Origin of the sequence: Cellulomonas hominis, from assembly GCF_005239125.1 — a bacterium.
GTDB classification, from domain to species: Bacteria; Actinomycetota; Actinomycetes; order Actinomycetales; family Cellulomonadaceae; genus Cellulomonas; species Cellulomonas hominis_A.
In genome coordinates this window covers 11868-26527 of sequence record NZ_SZYE01000007.1, presented here as the reverse complement: position 1 = coordinate 26527, position 14660 = coordinate 11868, and the positions used below count along the sequence as shown (strand labels likewise).

Here is a 14660-nt window from a genome sequence, read left to right as displayed (position 1 = left end):
GAGGAGGCGCGCCGTCGGCGGTCGACGCCTGGCCGGCCCGCCGCTCGCTCCCGGACCGGCGGGCCACGGTCCGCCGACCTGCCACACTCCCCTGCATGACCGACCAGCTCGTGCCCGGTGCCCTCGCCGACCTCGTCGCCGACCGCCCGTGGCTGCTGGTCCTGGTCGTCGGCGCGGTCGCCCTGGTGCTGCGGCTGCTCGGCCGCGCCGGGGCGCCCCGGGCGCGCCGCGGCGACGTGTGGTTCGCGATGGTGCCGTTCCGGGACGGGACCGGCGCGAAGGACCGGCCGGTCGTCGTGCTGTCAGCGCGCGGCCGACGGTGCACGGTCGTGCGGCTGACGTCCCAGGACCAGGACGGGCGGGACGGCTACGCGCGGTCGCCGGGGACGCTCCCGGGGCTGGACCGGCGGGGCTGGGTGGACCTGCGCCCGATGGAGCTGCGGCGGACGGCGCTGCGGCGGCGGACCGGGGACGCCGGGGCGGCGTGGCTCCGGTGGTACGAGGACGCGGCGCGCCACCTGGGGTGACGCCGGGCGCCGCGCCGAGCCCTCGTCCGGGCCGGGCGATCAGGCCTTCGAGTGGACCGTCACGACGTAGCCGTCGGGGTCGCGGAACGCGAACGTCGTCCCGAACGGCGTCTCGGACGGCGGCTGCACGACGGGCACGCCGGCCTCGACGAGCCGCGCGTGCAGCCCCGCCGCGTCCGGGTTGTGGAACCACACCCCCACGCCGGCGCCGAGCTGCCCCACGGCGTCGAGGTCCACCCCCGGGAACGGCTCCCGCACCGCGAAGGAGACGGCGCCGTCGGAGAAGACCACGGCCTGCGGGTTCGGCGCCGGGAGCCGGGTGAGCCCGACGAGCCGCTCGTAGAAGTCGGCCGAGGCGGCGAGGTCGCGCACCTGGAAGGAGACGAAGTCGGGTCCGGACGTGCGGACGGTCGCTGTGTTCATGTCAACATCCTGACACCAACACCCGGGGGTATGTCAAGATGCTGACATGAACGACACCGACGCCGCGCTCGCCCAGGAGCTCGGCATCCTGCTCAAGGCCACGCAGGCCGCCCTGAACCAGCGGATGGACGAGGTGCTGCGGCCGCTCGGCCTGACCGTGTCGCAGTACGCCTGCCTGAGCACGCTGCACGCGGAGCCGGGCATCACCGGCTCGGAGCTGGCCCGGCGCACGTTCGTGTCCCGGCAGTCGATGAACGTCCTGGTCCAGGGGCTGGAGCGGCACGGGCTGGTCGAGCGCGCCCAGGAGCCCGGGCCCCGGCGGGAGCGCGCCACCCTGCTGACCCGCGCCGGCGACGAGGCCCTCGCCGCGGCACAGGAACGCGTCGCCGGGGTCACCGCCCGGATGCTGTCCGGCCTCGACCCCGCGCAGCGCACCGCCCTGCGCGACGCGCTCACCGCCGGCCGGGACGCGCTGCTCGGCGACGCGTGACGCACGAGAGGCCCGCCCCCGGGACGGGGACGGGCCTCTCGGCACTCGAGTGGAGGTGGCGGGAATCGAACCCGCGTCCGATGACGTGGAACCAGGGCTTCTCCGGGCGCAGTCTGCAGCTGCTTTTCTCAGCCCCCGCGATCACGCAGACAAGTCGCGGACGGGCTCAGTCACCTGAAAGTCCCCGCAGCCCCGATGACGAGGACTGCGAGCAGTGGCTCCCTAGCTGACGCCAGGATCTGAGTCGGAAGCTAGCTCAGGCTGACGGACTTCGAGGCTCGCTCAGGCGGCGAGGGCGAAGTCGGTGCGCTTGTTATCGGCACCTATGGGTTTACACGGAGCGTTAGCGAGATAACCGTGTGTCCTCGGCCCGCTTCTCCTGGCTCGACGATCACCGTCGAAACCGATCACCCCCATGTGGAGTTGTCAATCGCCGCCGCCCCCGTCCGATCACCCCGTGGGGCTCCCGGCCGTCGGCTGCAGCAGGTCCAGCATACGTGTCCAACGCGGACGACCGCACCGTCATTCCCACGGCCGCACCCGCTCGACCTGCGGCGCGCGAGCGGTCGCGGCACCATCGGCCCTGACGCCGCGGAGGACCCGGGGCGGAGCGCACCACGCGAAGGACCGACCATGCCGCAGCACGCCGACACCACCCGCCCCGAGGACCGCGACGCCGACCCCCGCGACGGCCGCCACGAGACCCCGACCGAGCGGATGGACCGGAACTGGAACGAGCTGCTCCAGGAGCTGCGCGTCGCGCAGACCGGCGTGCAGATCCTCACCGGCTTCCTGCTGACGGTCCCCTTCCAGCAGCGCTTCCTCGACCTGGACGACTACCAGAAGGGCGTCTACCTGGTCCTGGTGGTGCTGGCGGTGACGGCGACCGGGTTCATCGTGGCGCCGGTGTCGCTGCACCGGATCCTGTTCCGCCGGCACCTGAAGCGGGAGCTGGTCGACTCGGCGGACCGGATGGCGCAGACCGGGCTCGCCGCGCTCGCCCTGGTGCTCGCCGGCTCGGCGCTGCTGCTGTTCGACGTGGTCGTGGGCCGGACCGCCGGCTGGGTCGCCGGGTGCGCCACGCTCGCCGGCCTGGCGCTGGTGTGGCTGGTGCTGCCGCTGCGGCTGTCGCACCGGGCGCGGCGCGAGGGCGACTGACCCGGGCGCCGGCCCGGCGCGGCGGGTCCGGGGTTCAGCCGCGCAGCAGCCGGGCGATCACCCGGGAGCCCGCCGCGGGCGACGCGTGCGGCGAGCCGGTGACGGCGCCGAGCAGCAGCGCGATGTTCGACACGCTCACGACAGCGAGCGCGGTGTCCCAGTCGGCCTCGGCCGGCGCCGGGTCCGCCGGGTGCCGGGCGCGCGCGACCTGCTCCGCGAGCTCCGCGAACCCGTCCTCGTAGAAGCCGCCGATCTCCGCGCGCGCCTCCGGGTGCCGGACGGCGAACGACAGGATCTCGAGCGAGAGCAGCAGGTCGTCCTCGTCGACCATGCCGTGCAGCGCCGCCGACAGCTCCGCCTCCAGGCCGTCGGACCCCAGGTCGGGCAGGCAGGGCTGGACGGGAGCGGCGGCGATCTGCCGGCGCGCGACCTCCAGGAACAGCTCGTGCTTCGAGCCGAAGTGCGCGTACACGGCGCCCTTCGTGTACCCCGCGTCGGCGGCGATGTCACCGAGCGAGGCACCCTCGTAGCCGTGGCGGGCGAACGCCCGCGCCGCGGCGTCCAGGAGCTCCTCGCGGGTGCGGTTCGCCCGCTCGGTGCGGCGCTCCTCCGCCCGACCACCCGACCGCCGGCCGACGCTCTCGGAGGCGTCCGCGAGCCCGCGGGACGCCTCCCGCAGGCTCGCCGCGACCGCGTCCGACACCTCGGGGACGACGGACTGCACCTGCCGGCCGATCAGGCGGGTGAGCGCGGCGGTGGCGTCGGCGAGCGCCCGGGTCGCGGCGCCGATCGAGTCGTCCACGGTCCGGCCGTCGGGGGTCTCGTCGTCCTGCCTGCGCGCCATGCCGCCATCGTAGCCCGGTCCCGTACCGATCGGTATGTCGATCCCGTCGCCGCCATGGCCAAGCCTCCCACCTGCACCGACGCGGCAGGAAAGCCGCGCAGATACCGTCTGGTATCCCGCATCGCATCCTGCTACGTTCCAGGATGTACCGACCGGTATGCGAGCGGTCGGGTCCGACGAGCGAGGGAGTGCGGAGATGGGCGCGACGACGGTGCTGACCGTCCGCGGGCTGCGGAAGCGGTACCGCGGGCGCGGCGGCGTGCAGGCGAACGACGGGATCGACCTGGAGGTCGCGGCCGGGCAGGTCGTCGGCCTGCTCGGGCACAACGGCGCGGGCAAGACCACGCTGGTGAACCAGGTGGTCGGGCTGGTCCGGCCGGACGCGGGCACGATCCACCTCGACGGCGTGGACGCGGTGGCGCAGCCGGCGGAGGCGCGGCGGCGGACCTGCATCCAGGCGCAGGCGAACGTGCCGATCACCGGCCTGACGCCGCGCCGGGCGATCGAGCTCGTCGGGCGGATCCGCGGCGCCGAGCGCACCGCGGTGCGCGCCCGCACGGACGAGCTGCTCGACGCCCTCGACCTGCGCCCCTGGGCCGACACCCCGGCGGAGAAGGTGTCCGGCGGCATCGCGCGGCTCACCGCGTTCGCCATGACGGTGGTCACCCCGGGGCGCCTCGTCGTGCTGGACGAGCCGACCAACGACGTCGACCCCGTCCGCCGCCGGCTGCTCTGGGGGCAGATCCGCGCGCTCGCCGACGAGGGCCGGGCCGTGCTGCTGGTGACGCACAACGTGCGCGAAGCCGAGCGCGTCGTGGACCGGCTCGCTGTGCTCGACCGCGGCCGGGTGCTCGCGGACGACACCCCCGCCGGGCTCACCGCGCACCTGCAGGGCACGCTGACCGTCGAGGCGGACCTCTCCCCCGGCGCCGTCGAGGCGGGCTGGCGGTGGCACCCGGCGGTGCGCGCGGTGTCCGGCGCGCGGGGCCGCGAGGTGGGGACCGTGGGCGCGGCCGACGCCGCGGAGGTCGTCGGGTGGGCCCAGGGCGAGGTCGCGGCGCACCGCCTCGAGCGGTACGCGCTCACGCCCGCCTCGCTCGAGGACGTCTACGTCGACCTGGTCGGCCACGAGCACGCCCCGCAGGGCGAGACCGCGGGGGTGGCGGCGTGAGCACCGTCCAGCAGACCCTGCTGCTCACCCAGTGGCAGTTCCGCCGCCAGGCCACGATGCTGCCGCTGCTCGTCGTGGTGCAGGTGTTCCTCGCGATCGCGACGATCCTCGGCTTCGGGCTCGTGATCGGCGACCCACCGCCCGAGCAGGCGCTCTACCTCGCGACCGGCGCACCGACCATCACGCTGGTCATGGTCGGGCTGGTGATGACCCCGCAGATGCTGTCGCAGTCCCGCACGGAGGGCAGCCTCGACTGGATGCGCACGCTGCCCGTCCCGCGCGGGTCGTTCCTGGTCAGCGACCTGCTGGTGTGGACGCTCATCGCGCTGCCCGGCATGGTGCTCGGCATCGTCACCGGCGTGCTCCGGTTCGACGTCGACCTGTCGCCCGCGCCCTGGCTGGTGCCGGCGGCGCTGCTGGTGTCGCTGACGGCCGCGGCCGTCGGGTACGGCATGGCGTCGCTGCTCAAGCCCACCCTGGCGATGCTGATGACCCAGGTGCTCGTGTTCGTCATCCTGCTGTTCACGCCCGTCAGCTTCCCCGCCGACCGGATGCCCGGGTGGTTGCAGACGGCGCACGAGTGGTTCCCGTTCGAGCCGATGGCGCAGCTCATCCGCTCGGGGCTCGCGCACGACACGTTCTCGATGCCGGGCCGGTCGCTCGTCGTGCTGCTCGCCTGGTGCGCCGCGTCCGTCGCGGGGGCCACCTGGGCGCTGCGCCGCCGCGCGTAGGGGTGCCGCACGGTCCCGCCTCCCCGCCACGGGGGGCGGGACCGTGCCTAGGATCGCGGGCATGCCCTTCCTCGCGACGTCCGCCGACGCGGCGGAGCACGGCCCGGCCACCCGCCTCGACGACGAGGCCGCGCCGGACGGCACCACCACGCTCTACCTGGTGCGGCACGGTCGTACCCAGTTCAACACCGCCCGCCTGCTGCAGGGCTGGTCCGACTCCCCGCTGACCGAGGACGGCCTGACCGGCGTGCGCGCGACGGCGCGGGTGCTGGCGGGCCGGACGTTCGCGGCGGCGTACGCGAGCCCCGCGGGCCGCACGGTCGCCACGGCGCGCGAGCTGCTGGCCCCGCACCCCGGCGTCGGGCTCACCACCGACCCCGGCCTCCGGGAGATGCACTTCGGCGACCTGGAGGCCCGGCCCGAGGCGGAGCTGCTGGCGCTCGGCGACCCGGTCGAGCTGTTCGGCGGCATCCTCACGGGCACGTACCCGGGCCTGCCCGGCGCGGAGCGCACCACCGACTACCTCGAGCGGGTCGCCGACGCGTTCGGCCGGATCGAGCGGGAGCACGCGGGCGGCGGCGACGTGCTGGTGGTCAGCCACGGCGTGACCCTGCTGGCCTACCTCGCGATGGCCGGGACCGTGCCGATGGACCCGCTGGCCAACGCGAGCGTGTCGACGGTCCGGATCGGGCCGGACGGCGGGCGCGAGGTCCGGACGTTCGGGTTCGACCCCGCGGCGCAGGGCGCACCGGGGCTGCCGGTCCCGGGCACGGAGCAGCCGGTGCGGTCGCCGGAGCGGCCGGACGCGGGCTGAGGCGGGCTGACGCGGGCGTCACGCCTGGGCGTCCGTCACCCGGGTGCGCCTCTGGACGTGCACCGTGCGCTCTCTCCTCGCGCCACCCCTGGCCCGCTGCGCCCCCGCCCAGCAGGATGGGTGCCATGGACCTGCCCGTGATGCCGCCCGTGTCCCCGATGCTGGCCAAGGCCGTGCCCGAGATCCCGGACCTCGGCCACACGGAGCCCAAGTGGGACGGGTTCCGCACCATCGTGTTCCGGGACGGCGACGAGGTGGTCCTCGGCAGCCGCAACGAGAAGCCGATGACCCGGTACTTCCCCGAGCTCGTCGAGTCGATCCGGGCGTCGACCCCGGAGCGCTGCGTGCTCGACGGCGAGATCGTGGTCGTCCGGGGCGACCGGCTCGACTTCGACGCCCTGCAGCAGCGGATCCACCCGGCGGACAGCCGGGTCCGGCTGCTCGCGGGCGAGACGCCGGCGTCGTTCGTGGCGTTCGACCTGCTGGCGCTCGGCGACGAGGACCTCATGCGCACGCCCTTCGGCGACCGGCGCGCGCGGCTGGTGGACGCCCTCGGCACCACGATCACGGGCGACGACCCCCGCGTGCACGTCACACCCGCGACCGGCGACCTCGCGGTGGCGCAGCAGTGGTTCACGCAGTTCGAGGGCGCGGGGCTCGACGGCGTCGTCGCGAAGCCCCTGGACGGCACGTACCAGCCGGACAAGCGCACGATGTTCAAGGTCAAGCACGCCCGCACCGCGGACTGCGTCGTCGCGGGGTTCCGCTGGCACAAGTCCGGCGACGTGCTCGGCTCGCTGCTGCTGGGCCTGTGGACCGATGACGGCCGGCTGCAGCACGTCGGCGTCGCGGCGTCCTTCCCGATGGCCCGGCGCAAGGCGCTCGTCGAGGAGCTGGCCCCGCTGCGCGCCGACGACCTGTCCGGCCACCCGTGGGGCGACTGGGCCGACCAGTCCGCGCACGAGGGCAGGCGGATGCCGGGCGCCGTCAGCCGGTGGAACGCGAGCAAGGACCTGTCGTTCGTCCCGCTGCGCCCCGAGCTCGTGGTCGAGGTGGCCTACGACCACATGGAGGGCGACCGGTTCCGGCACACCGCCCAGTTCAAGCGGTGGCGCCCCGACCGCGATCCCGCCACCTGCACCTACGCGCAGCTGGAGGAGCCGGTGGGCTTCCGGCTGTCGGAGATCCTCGCGCCCCCGGCCTGACCGCTCGGCGCGCGCCGCGACCGGGCCGCTCGTAGGGTCGGACAGGTCCTGAGAACCCACGCGGAAGGACCCCCCGATGAGCACTGGCGTCCCCTCACGCGCCCCGGGCAAGCCGCACGACGTCGTCGTGATCGGGTCGGGCTTCGGCGGCCTGTTCGCGACGAAGGCCCTCGCGGACGCGCCGGTCCGGGTGACCGTGATCGACGGCACGGCCACGCACCTGTTCCAGCCGCTGCTCTACCAGGTCGCCACCGGGGTCCTGTCGGTCGGCGAGATCTCCCCGGCGACCCGCGACGTGCTCAAGAGCCAGCGGAACGCCCGCGCGCTGCTGGGCGTCGTCACCGACATCGACCTGGACGCGCGGGTCGTCGTGTCGTCCTCGCCGCTCGGCGAGACGCGCACCCGGTACGACAGCCTGGTGGTCGCCGCCGGCTCGGGGCAGTCCTACTTCGGGAACGACCAGTTCGCCGACTTCGCGCCGGGCCTGAAGAGCATCGACGACGCGCTGGAGATCCGCGGGCGGGTGTTCGGGGCGTTCGAGCTGGCCGAGCTCGCGACCGACCCGGCCGAGCGGGCGCGGCTGACCACGTTCGTCGTCGTCGGCGCCGGCCCCACGGGCGTCGAGATGGCGGGCCAGCTGGCCGAGCTCGCGCACCGCTCCCTGCGCGGGTCGTTCCGCAGCCTCGACCCGACGCGGGCACGCATCCTGCTCGTCGACCCGGTGCCGAAGGTGCTGCCGGGGAACCCGGAGGAGCTCCAGGACGCGGCCGCGCGGGTGCTGGAGGGGCTCGGCGTCGAGCTGCTGATGGGCCACAAGGTCGTCGACGTCGACGACGGGTCCGTCACCGTCGAGGACGGCGACGGGAACCGCACCACCATCCAGGCGCAGACCAAGGTGTGGGCAGCGGGCGTGCAGGCCTCCCCGCTCGGCCGGCAGCTCGGCGAGAAGACCGGTGCCGAGGTCGACCGCGCGGGCCGGGTCCGGGTGGAGCCGAACGGCTCGCTCCCGGGGCACCCGGAGGTGTTCGTCGTCGGCGACATGGCGCTGCGGCCGGGGGTGCCGGGCGTCGCGCCCGCCGCCATGCAGACCGGGCGGTACGCCGCGCAGGAGATCGTCCGCCGCGTGCAGGGCGAGCCCAGCGCGGGTCCGTTCCGGTACAAGGACAAGGGGACGCTGGCCACGGTGTCGCGGTTCCAGGCCGTCGCGAAGATCGGGCCGATCAAGACCGCCGGCTTCGGCGCGTGGCTGCTGTGGCTCGGCGTGCACCTGTTCTACCTGGTCGGGTTCAAGAACCGGGTCACGACGCTGCTGCACTGGGCGGTGAGCTTCATCGGCCGCGGGCGGTCCGAGCGCACGGCGACCTGGCAGCAGGTGGTCGGCCGCGGCGCGCTGCGCACCCGGGGGGTCGACAAGCCGACGGTCCCGACGCGCGAGGTGCTGGACGACTGACCGGTCGTCAGCCCCGGGCGGCGAGGCGGTCCAGCTCGCGCTCCAGGAGCGGCAGCAGCGCCGGGTCCGCCAGCGAGCGGAAGTGGCCCGGGGTCGCCAGGCGCACGTTCCGGGCGCCGGGCAGCTCGCTGCCGGTCGGGATGTGCGGGTCGAAGCAGGTCGCGACGGACACGATCCGCCCGTGGTCGGCGCGCTGCGCCGCGAGCGCCGTCAGCACCTCGTCGTCCGGGAGGAACGCCCGGATGGACCGCACCGGCAGCAGCCGCGCGTACGGCGACCCGGAGAACGGGGTGTTGATCGCAACCATCCCCAGCACCCGGTCGCCCACGTCGGCACGCCCCATGACGCTCTTGCCGATCAGCCCGCCCTTGGAGTGCGCCACGAGGACGACGCCGCGCAGGTCGGCGTCCCGCAGCTGCGCCGCCGCGAGGTCCGCCATGTCCGGGACGCTCCCCCGGTTGAGGCCGAACGGCGCGACGACGTGCACCGGGTGCCCGCCCGCGAACAGCCCCCGCGCCAGCGGCTCCAGGAACCGCCACGTCTCCCAGACCCCCGGGAGCAGGAGCACCGGGGGCCGCCTCGGGTGCGCGGGGCGCGTGTACGAGTCGGGCGACGTGCGGGACAGCAGCCCGCGGGCCTGCCGCCAGCCCGCGTACGCGTAGTCCTGCCCCCACCAGACGGCGCGCCGGGCGCCCTCGGCGGCGGTCAGCACGGCGCCTCGCGCACCCAGCGGGCGAGCAGCGGCGGGTGCGAGGCCATCGCGACGTGCCCGGCACCGGGCACCTCCCGCACGTCCGCCCGCGGCGCGAGCGCCCCGAGCCGGCGCGCCCACGCCCGCGACGACACCGGGTCGTGCTCGCCCCGCACGACCAGCGCGGGCCCCGGCAGCCGGGACACCGCCCCCGCCGTGTCGTAGGCGAACATGTGCGGCAGCACCGCCGAGTACCAGGACGGGCCGGTGCGCAGGTAGTCGCTCGCCACGACCGCGTTGACCCGCAGCGGCTCGTGCAGGCCGTCCTTCGCGAGCCGGAGCGCCTGGCGCAGCACCGAGGGCGCACCCGGGTCCACGACCGCGCCGATCAGCACCACGCGCTCCACCACCTCGGGCGCCCGCAGCATCGCCTCCGCGACGACCTGGGCACCCATCGAGTGCCCCACCAGCGTGGCCCGCTCGATCCCGCGGTGGCGGAGCACGGCCAGCACGACGTCCGCCAGGTCCTCGACCGCGGGGACGCGCGACGGGCGGGGGCTGCGGCCGAACCCCGGCAGGTCCGGCACCAGCACCCGCCGGTCGGGGGCGAGCTCGCGGGCCAGGCCGCGGTAGTACCGCTCGGAGACGCCGATCCCGTGCACCAGCACCACCGCCGGGTCGTCGGCGCGCCCGACGTCGGTGACCACCACGCCCGCCTCCGGGTCGAGCCCGCGGGGCGGGGCGCCCCCGACCGTCCGGGCGAGCAACCGCCCCGGGAGCCGCCGGCCCCCGTCGCGGGTCGGGGTGTCGGAGGGCGACGACGGCACGGACGGACTCCTCGGTTCGGGGGCTGAGGTCCCGACTCTGGCGGACTCCGCACGCCCCGGCCACCCGGGCGGCCGAGGCCACCCGGGCGGCCGCGGGGTCGCGGCCGCGGGAGCGCGGCGCGAGAGTGGAGGCATGCCCAACCGCCTCGCCCGCAGCACCAGCCCGTACCTGCGCCAGCACGCCGAGAACCCGGTCGACTGGTACGAGTGGGGCGAGGACGCGTTCGCCGAGGCGCGCCGCCGCGACGTGCCGCTGCTGGTCTCGGTGGGCTACGCCGCCTGCCACTGGTGCCACGTGATGGCGCACGAGTCGTTCGAGGACGCCGGCGTCGCCGCGGTGATGAACCGCCGGTTCGTCAATGTGAAGGTCGACCGGGAGGAACGCCCCGACCTGGACGCGGCGTACATGGCGGCGACCCAGGCGATGACCGGCCAGGGCGGCTGGCCGATGACGGTGTTCGCGACGCCGGACGGCGACCCGTTCTTCTGCGGGACGTACTTCCCGCCGGTGCCCGTGGCCGGGCGGCCGTCGTTCGGGCAGGTGCTCGAGGCGCTGTCCCGGGCGTGGCGGGAGCGGCGCGACGAGGTGCGGGGCGGGGCGGCCGAGCTCCTGGCGCACCTCGGGGGCGGGGCCCCGGCGGGGACCGCGGACGACGCGGCACGGTCCGCGGACGCCGAGGCCGCCGAGGGCGCTGCCGGCGGTCCGGGCGCGGACGGCGCGGACGGCCCCGTCCTCGACCTGGACGCCGTCGCCCGGGTGTCGGACCTGGCGGCCGAGGCCCTGGCCGCCACCTACGACGCCGAGCACGGCGGGTTCGGCGGCGCCCCCAAGTTCCCGCCGTCGACCGCGCTCGAGTGGCTGCTCCGCCGGCACGCGCGCACCGGCGACGAGCGCGCCCTGGCGATGGCGACCGGCACCCTCGAGGCGATGGCGCGCGGCGGGATGGCGGACCAGGTCGGCGGCGGGTTCGCCCGGTACGCCGTCGACGGCACGTGGACCGTGCCGCACTTCGAGAAGATGCTCGAGGACAACGCCATGCTGCTGCGGATCGGCGTGCACTGGTGGCGCAGCACCGGGTCGGACCTGGCACGCCGGGTGGTCGAGGGGACCGCGGACTGGCTGCTGCGCGACCTGCGCACCCCGGAGGGCGCGTTCGCCTCGTCGCTCGACGCGGACACCCGCGGCGTCGAGGGCGCGACGTACGTCTGGACCCCGGCGACCCTGGACGAGGCGCTGGGCCCCGAGGACGGCGCGTGGGCCGCGGCGCTGTTCGGCGTCACCGAGGAGGGCACCTTCGAGGCGGGCACCTCGGTGCTGCAGCTGCGCGCCGACCCGGCACCGGAGGACGAGGTGCGGTTCGCGCGGGTGCGCCGGGCGCTGCTGCGCGCGCGGTCGGCCCGGCCGCAGCCGGCGCGGGACGACAAGGTGGTGGCCGCGTGGAACGGGCTGGCGGTCGCCGCGCTCGCCGAGGCCGGCGCCGCCCTGGAGCGGCGGGAGTGGGTCGCCGCGGCGGTGGGTGCTGCCCGGCTGCTCGACACCGTCCACACCCTCGACGGCGGCGACGGCCTGCTCCGGCTCGCGCGCACGTCCCGGGACGGCGCCGTCGGCACGGCACCCGGCGTGCTCACCGACTACGCGGCGGTCGCGGAGGGCTTCCTCGTGCTCGGCGGCGTGACCGGCGACCCGCACTGGGCGGCGCGCGCGTCGGCGCTCCTGGACACCGTGCTCGCGCGGTTCCGGGCCCCGGGCCACGGGTTCCGGGACACCGCCGACGACCAGACCGACCCGGTCGTGGCACGCCTGGCGACCCGGCCGGACGTCGCGGACGGGCCGTCGGCCGCCGGGCAGTCCGCCGCCGCCGGGGCGCTGCTCGCCCGGGCCGCGCTGTCCGGGTCCGCGACGGACCGGCAGGCCGCGGAGCTGGCGCTCGCCGGGCCGCTGTCGATCGCGCACCAGCACCCGCGCGCGGTCGCGTGGGCGCTGGCGACCGCCGAGGCGGTGCTGGACGGCCCGCGGGAGGTCGCGGTGCTCGGCCGGGCCGACGACCCGGGCCGGGTCGCGCTGGTCCGTGCGGCGGTGCGCTCCCCCGCACCCGGCCTGGTGCTCGCGCAGGGCGACCCGGACGAGGTGGCGGCGACCCCCGCGGCGGTGGCCCTGCTGCGCGACCGCCCGCTGGTCGGCGGGCGCGCGGCGGCGTACGTGTGCCGGGGCTTCGTCTGCGACCGCCCGACGACCGACCCGGGCGCCCTGCGCACCGCCCTGACCTGACCCGCCCTCGCGCCGCGCGCCCACGCGCTCTGCGCGCGCCGCCACGTCCGCCGACTCTCCACTTCTCGCCTCTGCACCGCGGCCCGCGCGCAGACGCGTCGTGGAGACTCGGCGAGATGGGTGCGACGGCGCGGCGGGACGGCGCGTCGGCGCGCGTCAGCGGTCGCGCTTCTCCCGCATGGCGCGCTGCGCCTCGAGGTTGTCCTGGCGCTCGCGCAGCGCCTGGCGCTTGTCGAACTCCCGCTTGCCGCGCGCCAGGGCGATCTCGACCTTCGCCCGCCCGTCGAGGAAGTACAGGCTCAGCGGGACGATCGTCTGGCCCTTCTCGCGGGTCTTCGCCTCGAGCCGGTCGATCTCCTGCCGGTGCAGCAGCAGCTTCCGCTTGCGCCGCGGGGCGTGGTTCGTCCAGGTGCCCTGGGAGTACTCCGGGATGTGCACGCCCTCGAGCCAGGCCTCGCCCGACTCGATCGTGCACCAGCCGTCGACCAGCGACGCGCGCCCGGCGCGCAGCGCCTTGACCTCGGTGCCGCTGAGGACGACGCCGGCCTCGAACACGTCCTCGATGAGGTAGTCGTGGCGCGCCTTGCGGTTGGACGCGACGAGCGACCGTCCGCTCTGCTTGGCCATGACTCTCCTCCTGAGGTCGTGCGCGGGCCCCGGCGGGTCCGAGGGGCGACGCAGCAGCCTATCCGGCCGTGCGCCGCGCGTCGCCCGGATTCCGCTACAGGCCGAGCAGGGGCCGCGGGTTCACCGTCGCCCCGTTGACGTACACCTCGAAGTGCAGGTGGCACGCCGCCGACGTCCCGGTGTTGCCCGAGTACCCGACCAGCTGGCCCTGGGACACGTGCTGCCCGCCGCCGACCACGAAGCTCGTCATGTGGTTGTACGACGTCATCAGCGAGCTGCCGTTGTAGAGCCCGTGGTCGATCATGACCTGGTTGCCGAACCCGTTGCGCCAGCGCGCCCACTGCACGGTCCCCTCGCGGGCGGCGTAGATCGGGGTGCCGCAGTAGGTGCGCAGGTCGATGCCGGCGTGCAGCCGGTAGTACCCGAGGATCGGGTGCAGCCGCATGCCGTACTCGCTGGTGACGTGGATCGGGTTGATCGACGTCGGGTTCCCGAACAGCGCACCGGACACGGGACCGGCGGCGGGTGCGGGCTGGCCCGCCGCGGCGGCCGCGGCGGCGGCGCGGGCGCGCTGCTCGTTCGCGACCTTGGTCAGCTCGGACTCGATGGACGCCTTCTCGGCGTCGATCGACGCGATCTCGGCCTCGGCGGCTGCCTTCTGGGACGCGAGCTGCTGCTGCTTCGCGGTCTGCTGCGCGATCAGGTCCTCGACCTCGGCCTTGCGGTCGGCGGCCTCCTGGCGGGCCTTCTCGGCCTCGGCGACCTTGGCGTCCGCCTCGGCCTTCAGCTCGGTGATCCGCTCGCGGACGGCCGTCAGCCGCGCCTGGCTGTTCTTGTTGGCCGCCTCGATGTCGGCGAGCTCGTCGAGCACCTCGTTCTGGGTGCGCTGCGCCGCGGTCGCCAGCCCGTACTGCTCGGTGAACTCCTCGACGGTCTGGGCGCCGACTATGATGCTCAGGCCGGACATGCTCGGGCCGCCCTGATAGGCCTGGCGCGCCATCTGGCTGATCTGGCTGCGGATCTGGTCGGACCGCTCGGTGTCGGTGGCGATCGTCGCGCTGATCGACGTCTCCTGGTCCTCGGCGTCCTGCAGGCGCGCGGCGATCAGCTCCGCCTCCCGCTCGTAGCCGGCCAGCGCCTCCTGCGCGGCGGTCAGCGCCGCCTGCGCCGGGGCGAGCTGCTGCTGGACCGCCAGCAGGTCCTGCGCGGTCTGCTGGTACTGCGCGCTGAGCCCCTCGAGTGCGGCCTCGGCATCGGCGCGCTGCTGGTCGTTCTGCGCCTGCTGCCGCTGCAGCGCGGACTGCCGGTCGTCGAGGTCGTCACCGACGGCGGACCCGGCCGCGGTCAGGCCGAGCAGCACCGCGAGGACGCCGGCGACCGACGCGGCGACGGCGCGGGCGCCGCGCGCGCGGCGGGGGGTCAGGGTGCGCATG

15 protein-coding genes and 1 other RNA gene are annotated in these 14660 nt (G+C 75.5%); 9 read left to right on the top strand and 7 right to left on the bottom strand.

Annotation, left to right across the window (positions count from 1 at the left end; genetic code table 11):
- Positions 1-95: 95 nt before the first annotated feature.
- Positions 96-527 carry a type II toxin-antitoxin system PemK/MazF family toxin gene (locus FA014_RS02270; protein ID WP_154728094.1) on the top strand — a complete coding sequence of 144 codons (432 nt, stop codon included), beginning with the start codon at positions 96-98 and terminating at the stop codon, positions 525-527.
- A 39-nt stretch (positions 528-566) separates the two neighbouring features.
- Here FA014_RS02270 and FA014_RS02265 read toward each other — a convergent pair whose 3' ends face one another.
- The gene (locus tag FA014_RS02265) at positions 567-950 is read right to left on the bottom strand and encodes a VOC family protein (RefSeq protein ID WP_154728093.1); all 384 of its coding nucleotides are present in this window, start codon (positions 948-950) and stop codon (positions 567-569) included.
- Positions 951-996: 46 nt separating this feature from the next.
- Here FA014_RS02265 and FA014_RS02260 point away from each other — a divergent pair, with 46 nt between their 5' ends.
- The gene (locus FA014_RS02260) at positions 997-1440 is read left to right on the top strand and encodes a MarR family winged helix-turn-helix transcriptional regulator (RefSeq protein WP_154728092.1); all 444 of its coding nucleotides are present in this window, start codon (positions 997-999) and stop codon (positions 1438-1440) included.
- 47 nt (positions 1441-1487) lie between these two features.
- Here the strand turns inward: FA014_RS02260 and ssrA are convergent.
- Positions 1488-1855, bottom strand: a transfer-messenger RNA (tmRNA) gene (gene ssrA, locus FA014_RS02255).
- A 218-nt stretch (positions 1856-2073) separates the two neighbouring features.
- Here ssrA and FA014_RS02250 point away from each other — a divergent pair.
- Positions 2074-2598 carry a DUF6328 family protein gene (locus FA014_RS02250; protein ID WP_154728091.1) on the top strand — a complete coding sequence of 175 codons (525 nt, stop codon included), beginning with the start codon at positions 2074-2076 and terminating at the stop codon, positions 2596-2598.
- A 34-nt stretch (positions 2599-2632) separates the two neighbouring features.
- Here the strand turns inward: FA014_RS02250 and FA014_RS02245 are convergent, their stop codons facing one another.
- Complete coding sequence (locus FA014_RS02245) at positions 2633-3442, bottom strand: TetR/AcrR family transcriptional regulator (RefSeq protein WP_154728090.1); 810 nt, start codon at positions 3440-3442, stop codon at positions 2633-2635.
- 196 nt (positions 3443-3638) lie between these two features.
- Between FA014_RS02245 and FA014_RS02240 the strand changes: the two genes are divergently transcribed.
- The 5 genes from FA014_RS02240 (at position 3639) to FA014_RS02220 (ending at position 8813) form a co-directional block, all read left to right on the top strand.
- On the top strand, positions 3639-4613 hold the full coding sequence (locus tag FA014_RS02240) for an ABC transporter ATP-binding protein (protein ID WP_230322795.1): 975 nt from the start codon (positions 3639-3641) through the stop codon (positions 4611-4613).
- The gene (locus FA014_RS02235) at positions 4610-5344 is read left to right on the top strand and encodes an ABC transporter permease (RefSeq protein ID WP_154728088.1); all 735 of its coding nucleotides are present in this window, start codon (positions 4610-4612) and stop codon (positions 5342-5344) included. The genes FA014_RS02240 and FA014_RS02235 overlap by 4 nt, the downstream gene beginning before the upstream one ends.
- Positions 5345-5405: 61 nt before the next feature.
- Positions 5406-6158: a histidine phosphatase family protein gene (locus FA014_RS02230; RefSeq protein ID WP_154728087.1), complete on the top strand. Its 753-nt coding sequence runs from the start codon at positions 5406-5408 to the stop codon at positions 6156-6158.
- Between the two features lie 125 nt (positions 6159-6283).
- Positions 6284-7363: an ATP-dependent DNA ligase gene (locus FA014_RS02225; protein ID WP_154728086.1), complete on the top strand. Its 1080-nt coding sequence runs from the start codon at positions 6284-6286 to the stop codon at positions 7361-7363.
- Between the two features lie 76 nt (positions 7364-7439).
- A complete protein-coding gene (locus FA014_RS02220; RefSeq protein ID WP_154728085.1) occupies positions 7440-8813 on the top strand; it encodes an NAD(P)/FAD-dependent oxidoreductase in 1374 nt (457 codons plus the stop codon).
- A 7-nt stretch (positions 8814-8820) separates the two neighbouring features.
- Here FA014_RS02220 and FA014_RS02215 read toward each other — a convergent pair whose 3' ends face one another.
- The gene (locus FA014_RS02215) at positions 8821-9525 is read right to left on the bottom strand and encodes an esterase/lipase family protein (protein ID WP_154728084.1); all 705 of its coding nucleotides are present in this window, start codon (positions 9523-9525) and stop codon (positions 8821-8823) included.
- Positions 9519-10331 carry an alpha/beta fold hydrolase gene (locus tag FA014_RS02210; RefSeq protein ID WP_195969125.1) on the bottom strand — a complete coding sequence of 271 codons (813 nt, stop codon included), beginning with the start codon at positions 10329-10331 and terminating at the stop codon, positions 9519-9521. The genes FA014_RS02215 and FA014_RS02210 overlap by 7 nt, the downstream gene beginning before the upstream one ends.
- Positions 10332-10464: 133 nt before the next feature.
- On the opposite strand from FA014_RS02210, the gene FA014_RS02205 reads away from it, so the two are divergent.
- Positions 10465-12600 carry a thioredoxin domain-containing protein gene (locus FA014_RS02205; protein ID WP_154728082.1) on the top strand — a complete coding sequence of 712 codons (2136 nt, stop codon included), beginning with the start codon at positions 10465-10467 and terminating at the stop codon, positions 12598-12600.
- A 156-nt stretch (positions 12601-12756) separates the two neighbouring features.
- Here the strand turns inward: FA014_RS02205 and smpB are convergent, their stop codons facing one another.
- Together smpB and FA014_RS02195 are read right to left on the bottom strand one after the other, a co-directional pair.
- Positions 12757-13227 (bottom strand): SsrA-binding protein SmpB, encoded by a 471-nt coding sequence (gene smpB / locus FA014_RS02200; RefSeq protein ID WP_154728081.1) that lies wholly within the window; start codon positions 13225-13227, stop codon positions 12757-12759.
- Between the two features lie 94 nt (positions 13228-13321).
- Entirely contained in the window at positions 13322-14659 is a 1338-nt protein-coding gene (locus tag FA014_RS02195; RefSeq protein ID WP_154728080.1) for a M23 family metallopeptidase, read from the bottom strand.
- Position 14660: the final 1 nt, after the last annotated feature.

What these genes read in the sequence shown, in the direction of transcription:
- FA014_RS02240 (WP_230322795.1), top strand. Translation starts at nt 3,639, where the DNA reads ATGGGCGCGACGACGGTGCTGACCGTCCGCGGGCTGCGGAAGCGGTAC.
- FA014_RS02250 (WP_154728091.1), top strand. Translation starts at nt 2,074, where the DNA reads ATGCCGCAGCACGCCGACACCACCCGCCCCGAGGACCGCGACGCCGAC.
- FA014_RS02260 (WP_154728092.1), top strand. Translation starts at nt 997, where the DNA reads ATGAACGACACCGACGCCGCGCTCGCCCAGGAGCTCGGCATCCTGCTC.
- FA014_RS02270 (WP_154728094.1), top strand. Translation starts at nt 96, where the DNA reads ATGACCGACCAGCTCGTGCCCGGTGCCCTCGCCGACCTCGTCGCCGAC.
- FA014_RS02230 (WP_154728087.1), top strand. Translation starts at nt 5,406, where the DNA reads ATGCCCTTCCTCGCGACGTCCGCCGACGCGGCGGAGCACGGCCCGGCC.
- FA014_RS02205 (WP_154728082.1), top strand. Translation starts at nt 10,465, where the DNA reads ATGCCCAACCGCCTCGCCCGCAGCACCAGCCCGTACCTGCGCCAGCAC.
- FA014_RS02195 (WP_154728080.1), bottom strand. Translation starts at nt 14,659, where the DNA reads ATGCGCACCCTGACCCCCCGCCGCGCGCGCGGCGCCCGCGCCGTCGCC.
- FA014_RS02245 (WP_154728090.1), bottom strand. Translation starts at nt 3,442, where the DNA reads ATGGCGCGCAGGCAGGACGACGAGACCCCCGACGGCCGGACCGTGGAC.
- FA014_RS02225 (WP_154728086.1), top strand. Translation starts at nt 6,284, where the DNA reads ATGGACCTGCCCGTGATGCCGCCCGTGTCCCCGATGCTGGCCAAGGCC.
- FA014_RS02265 (WP_154728093.1), bottom strand. Translation starts at nt 950, where the DNA reads ATGAACACAGCGACCGTCCGCACGTCCGGACCCGACTTCGTCTCCTTC.
- FA014_RS02220 (WP_154728085.1), top strand. Translation starts at nt 7,440, where the DNA reads ATGAGCACTGGCGTCCCCTCACGCGCCCCGGGCAAGCCGCACGACGTC.
- smpB (WP_154728081.1), bottom strand. Translation starts at nt 13,227, where the DNA reads ATGGCCAAGCAGAGCGGACGGTCGCTCGTCGCGTCCAACCGCAAGGCG.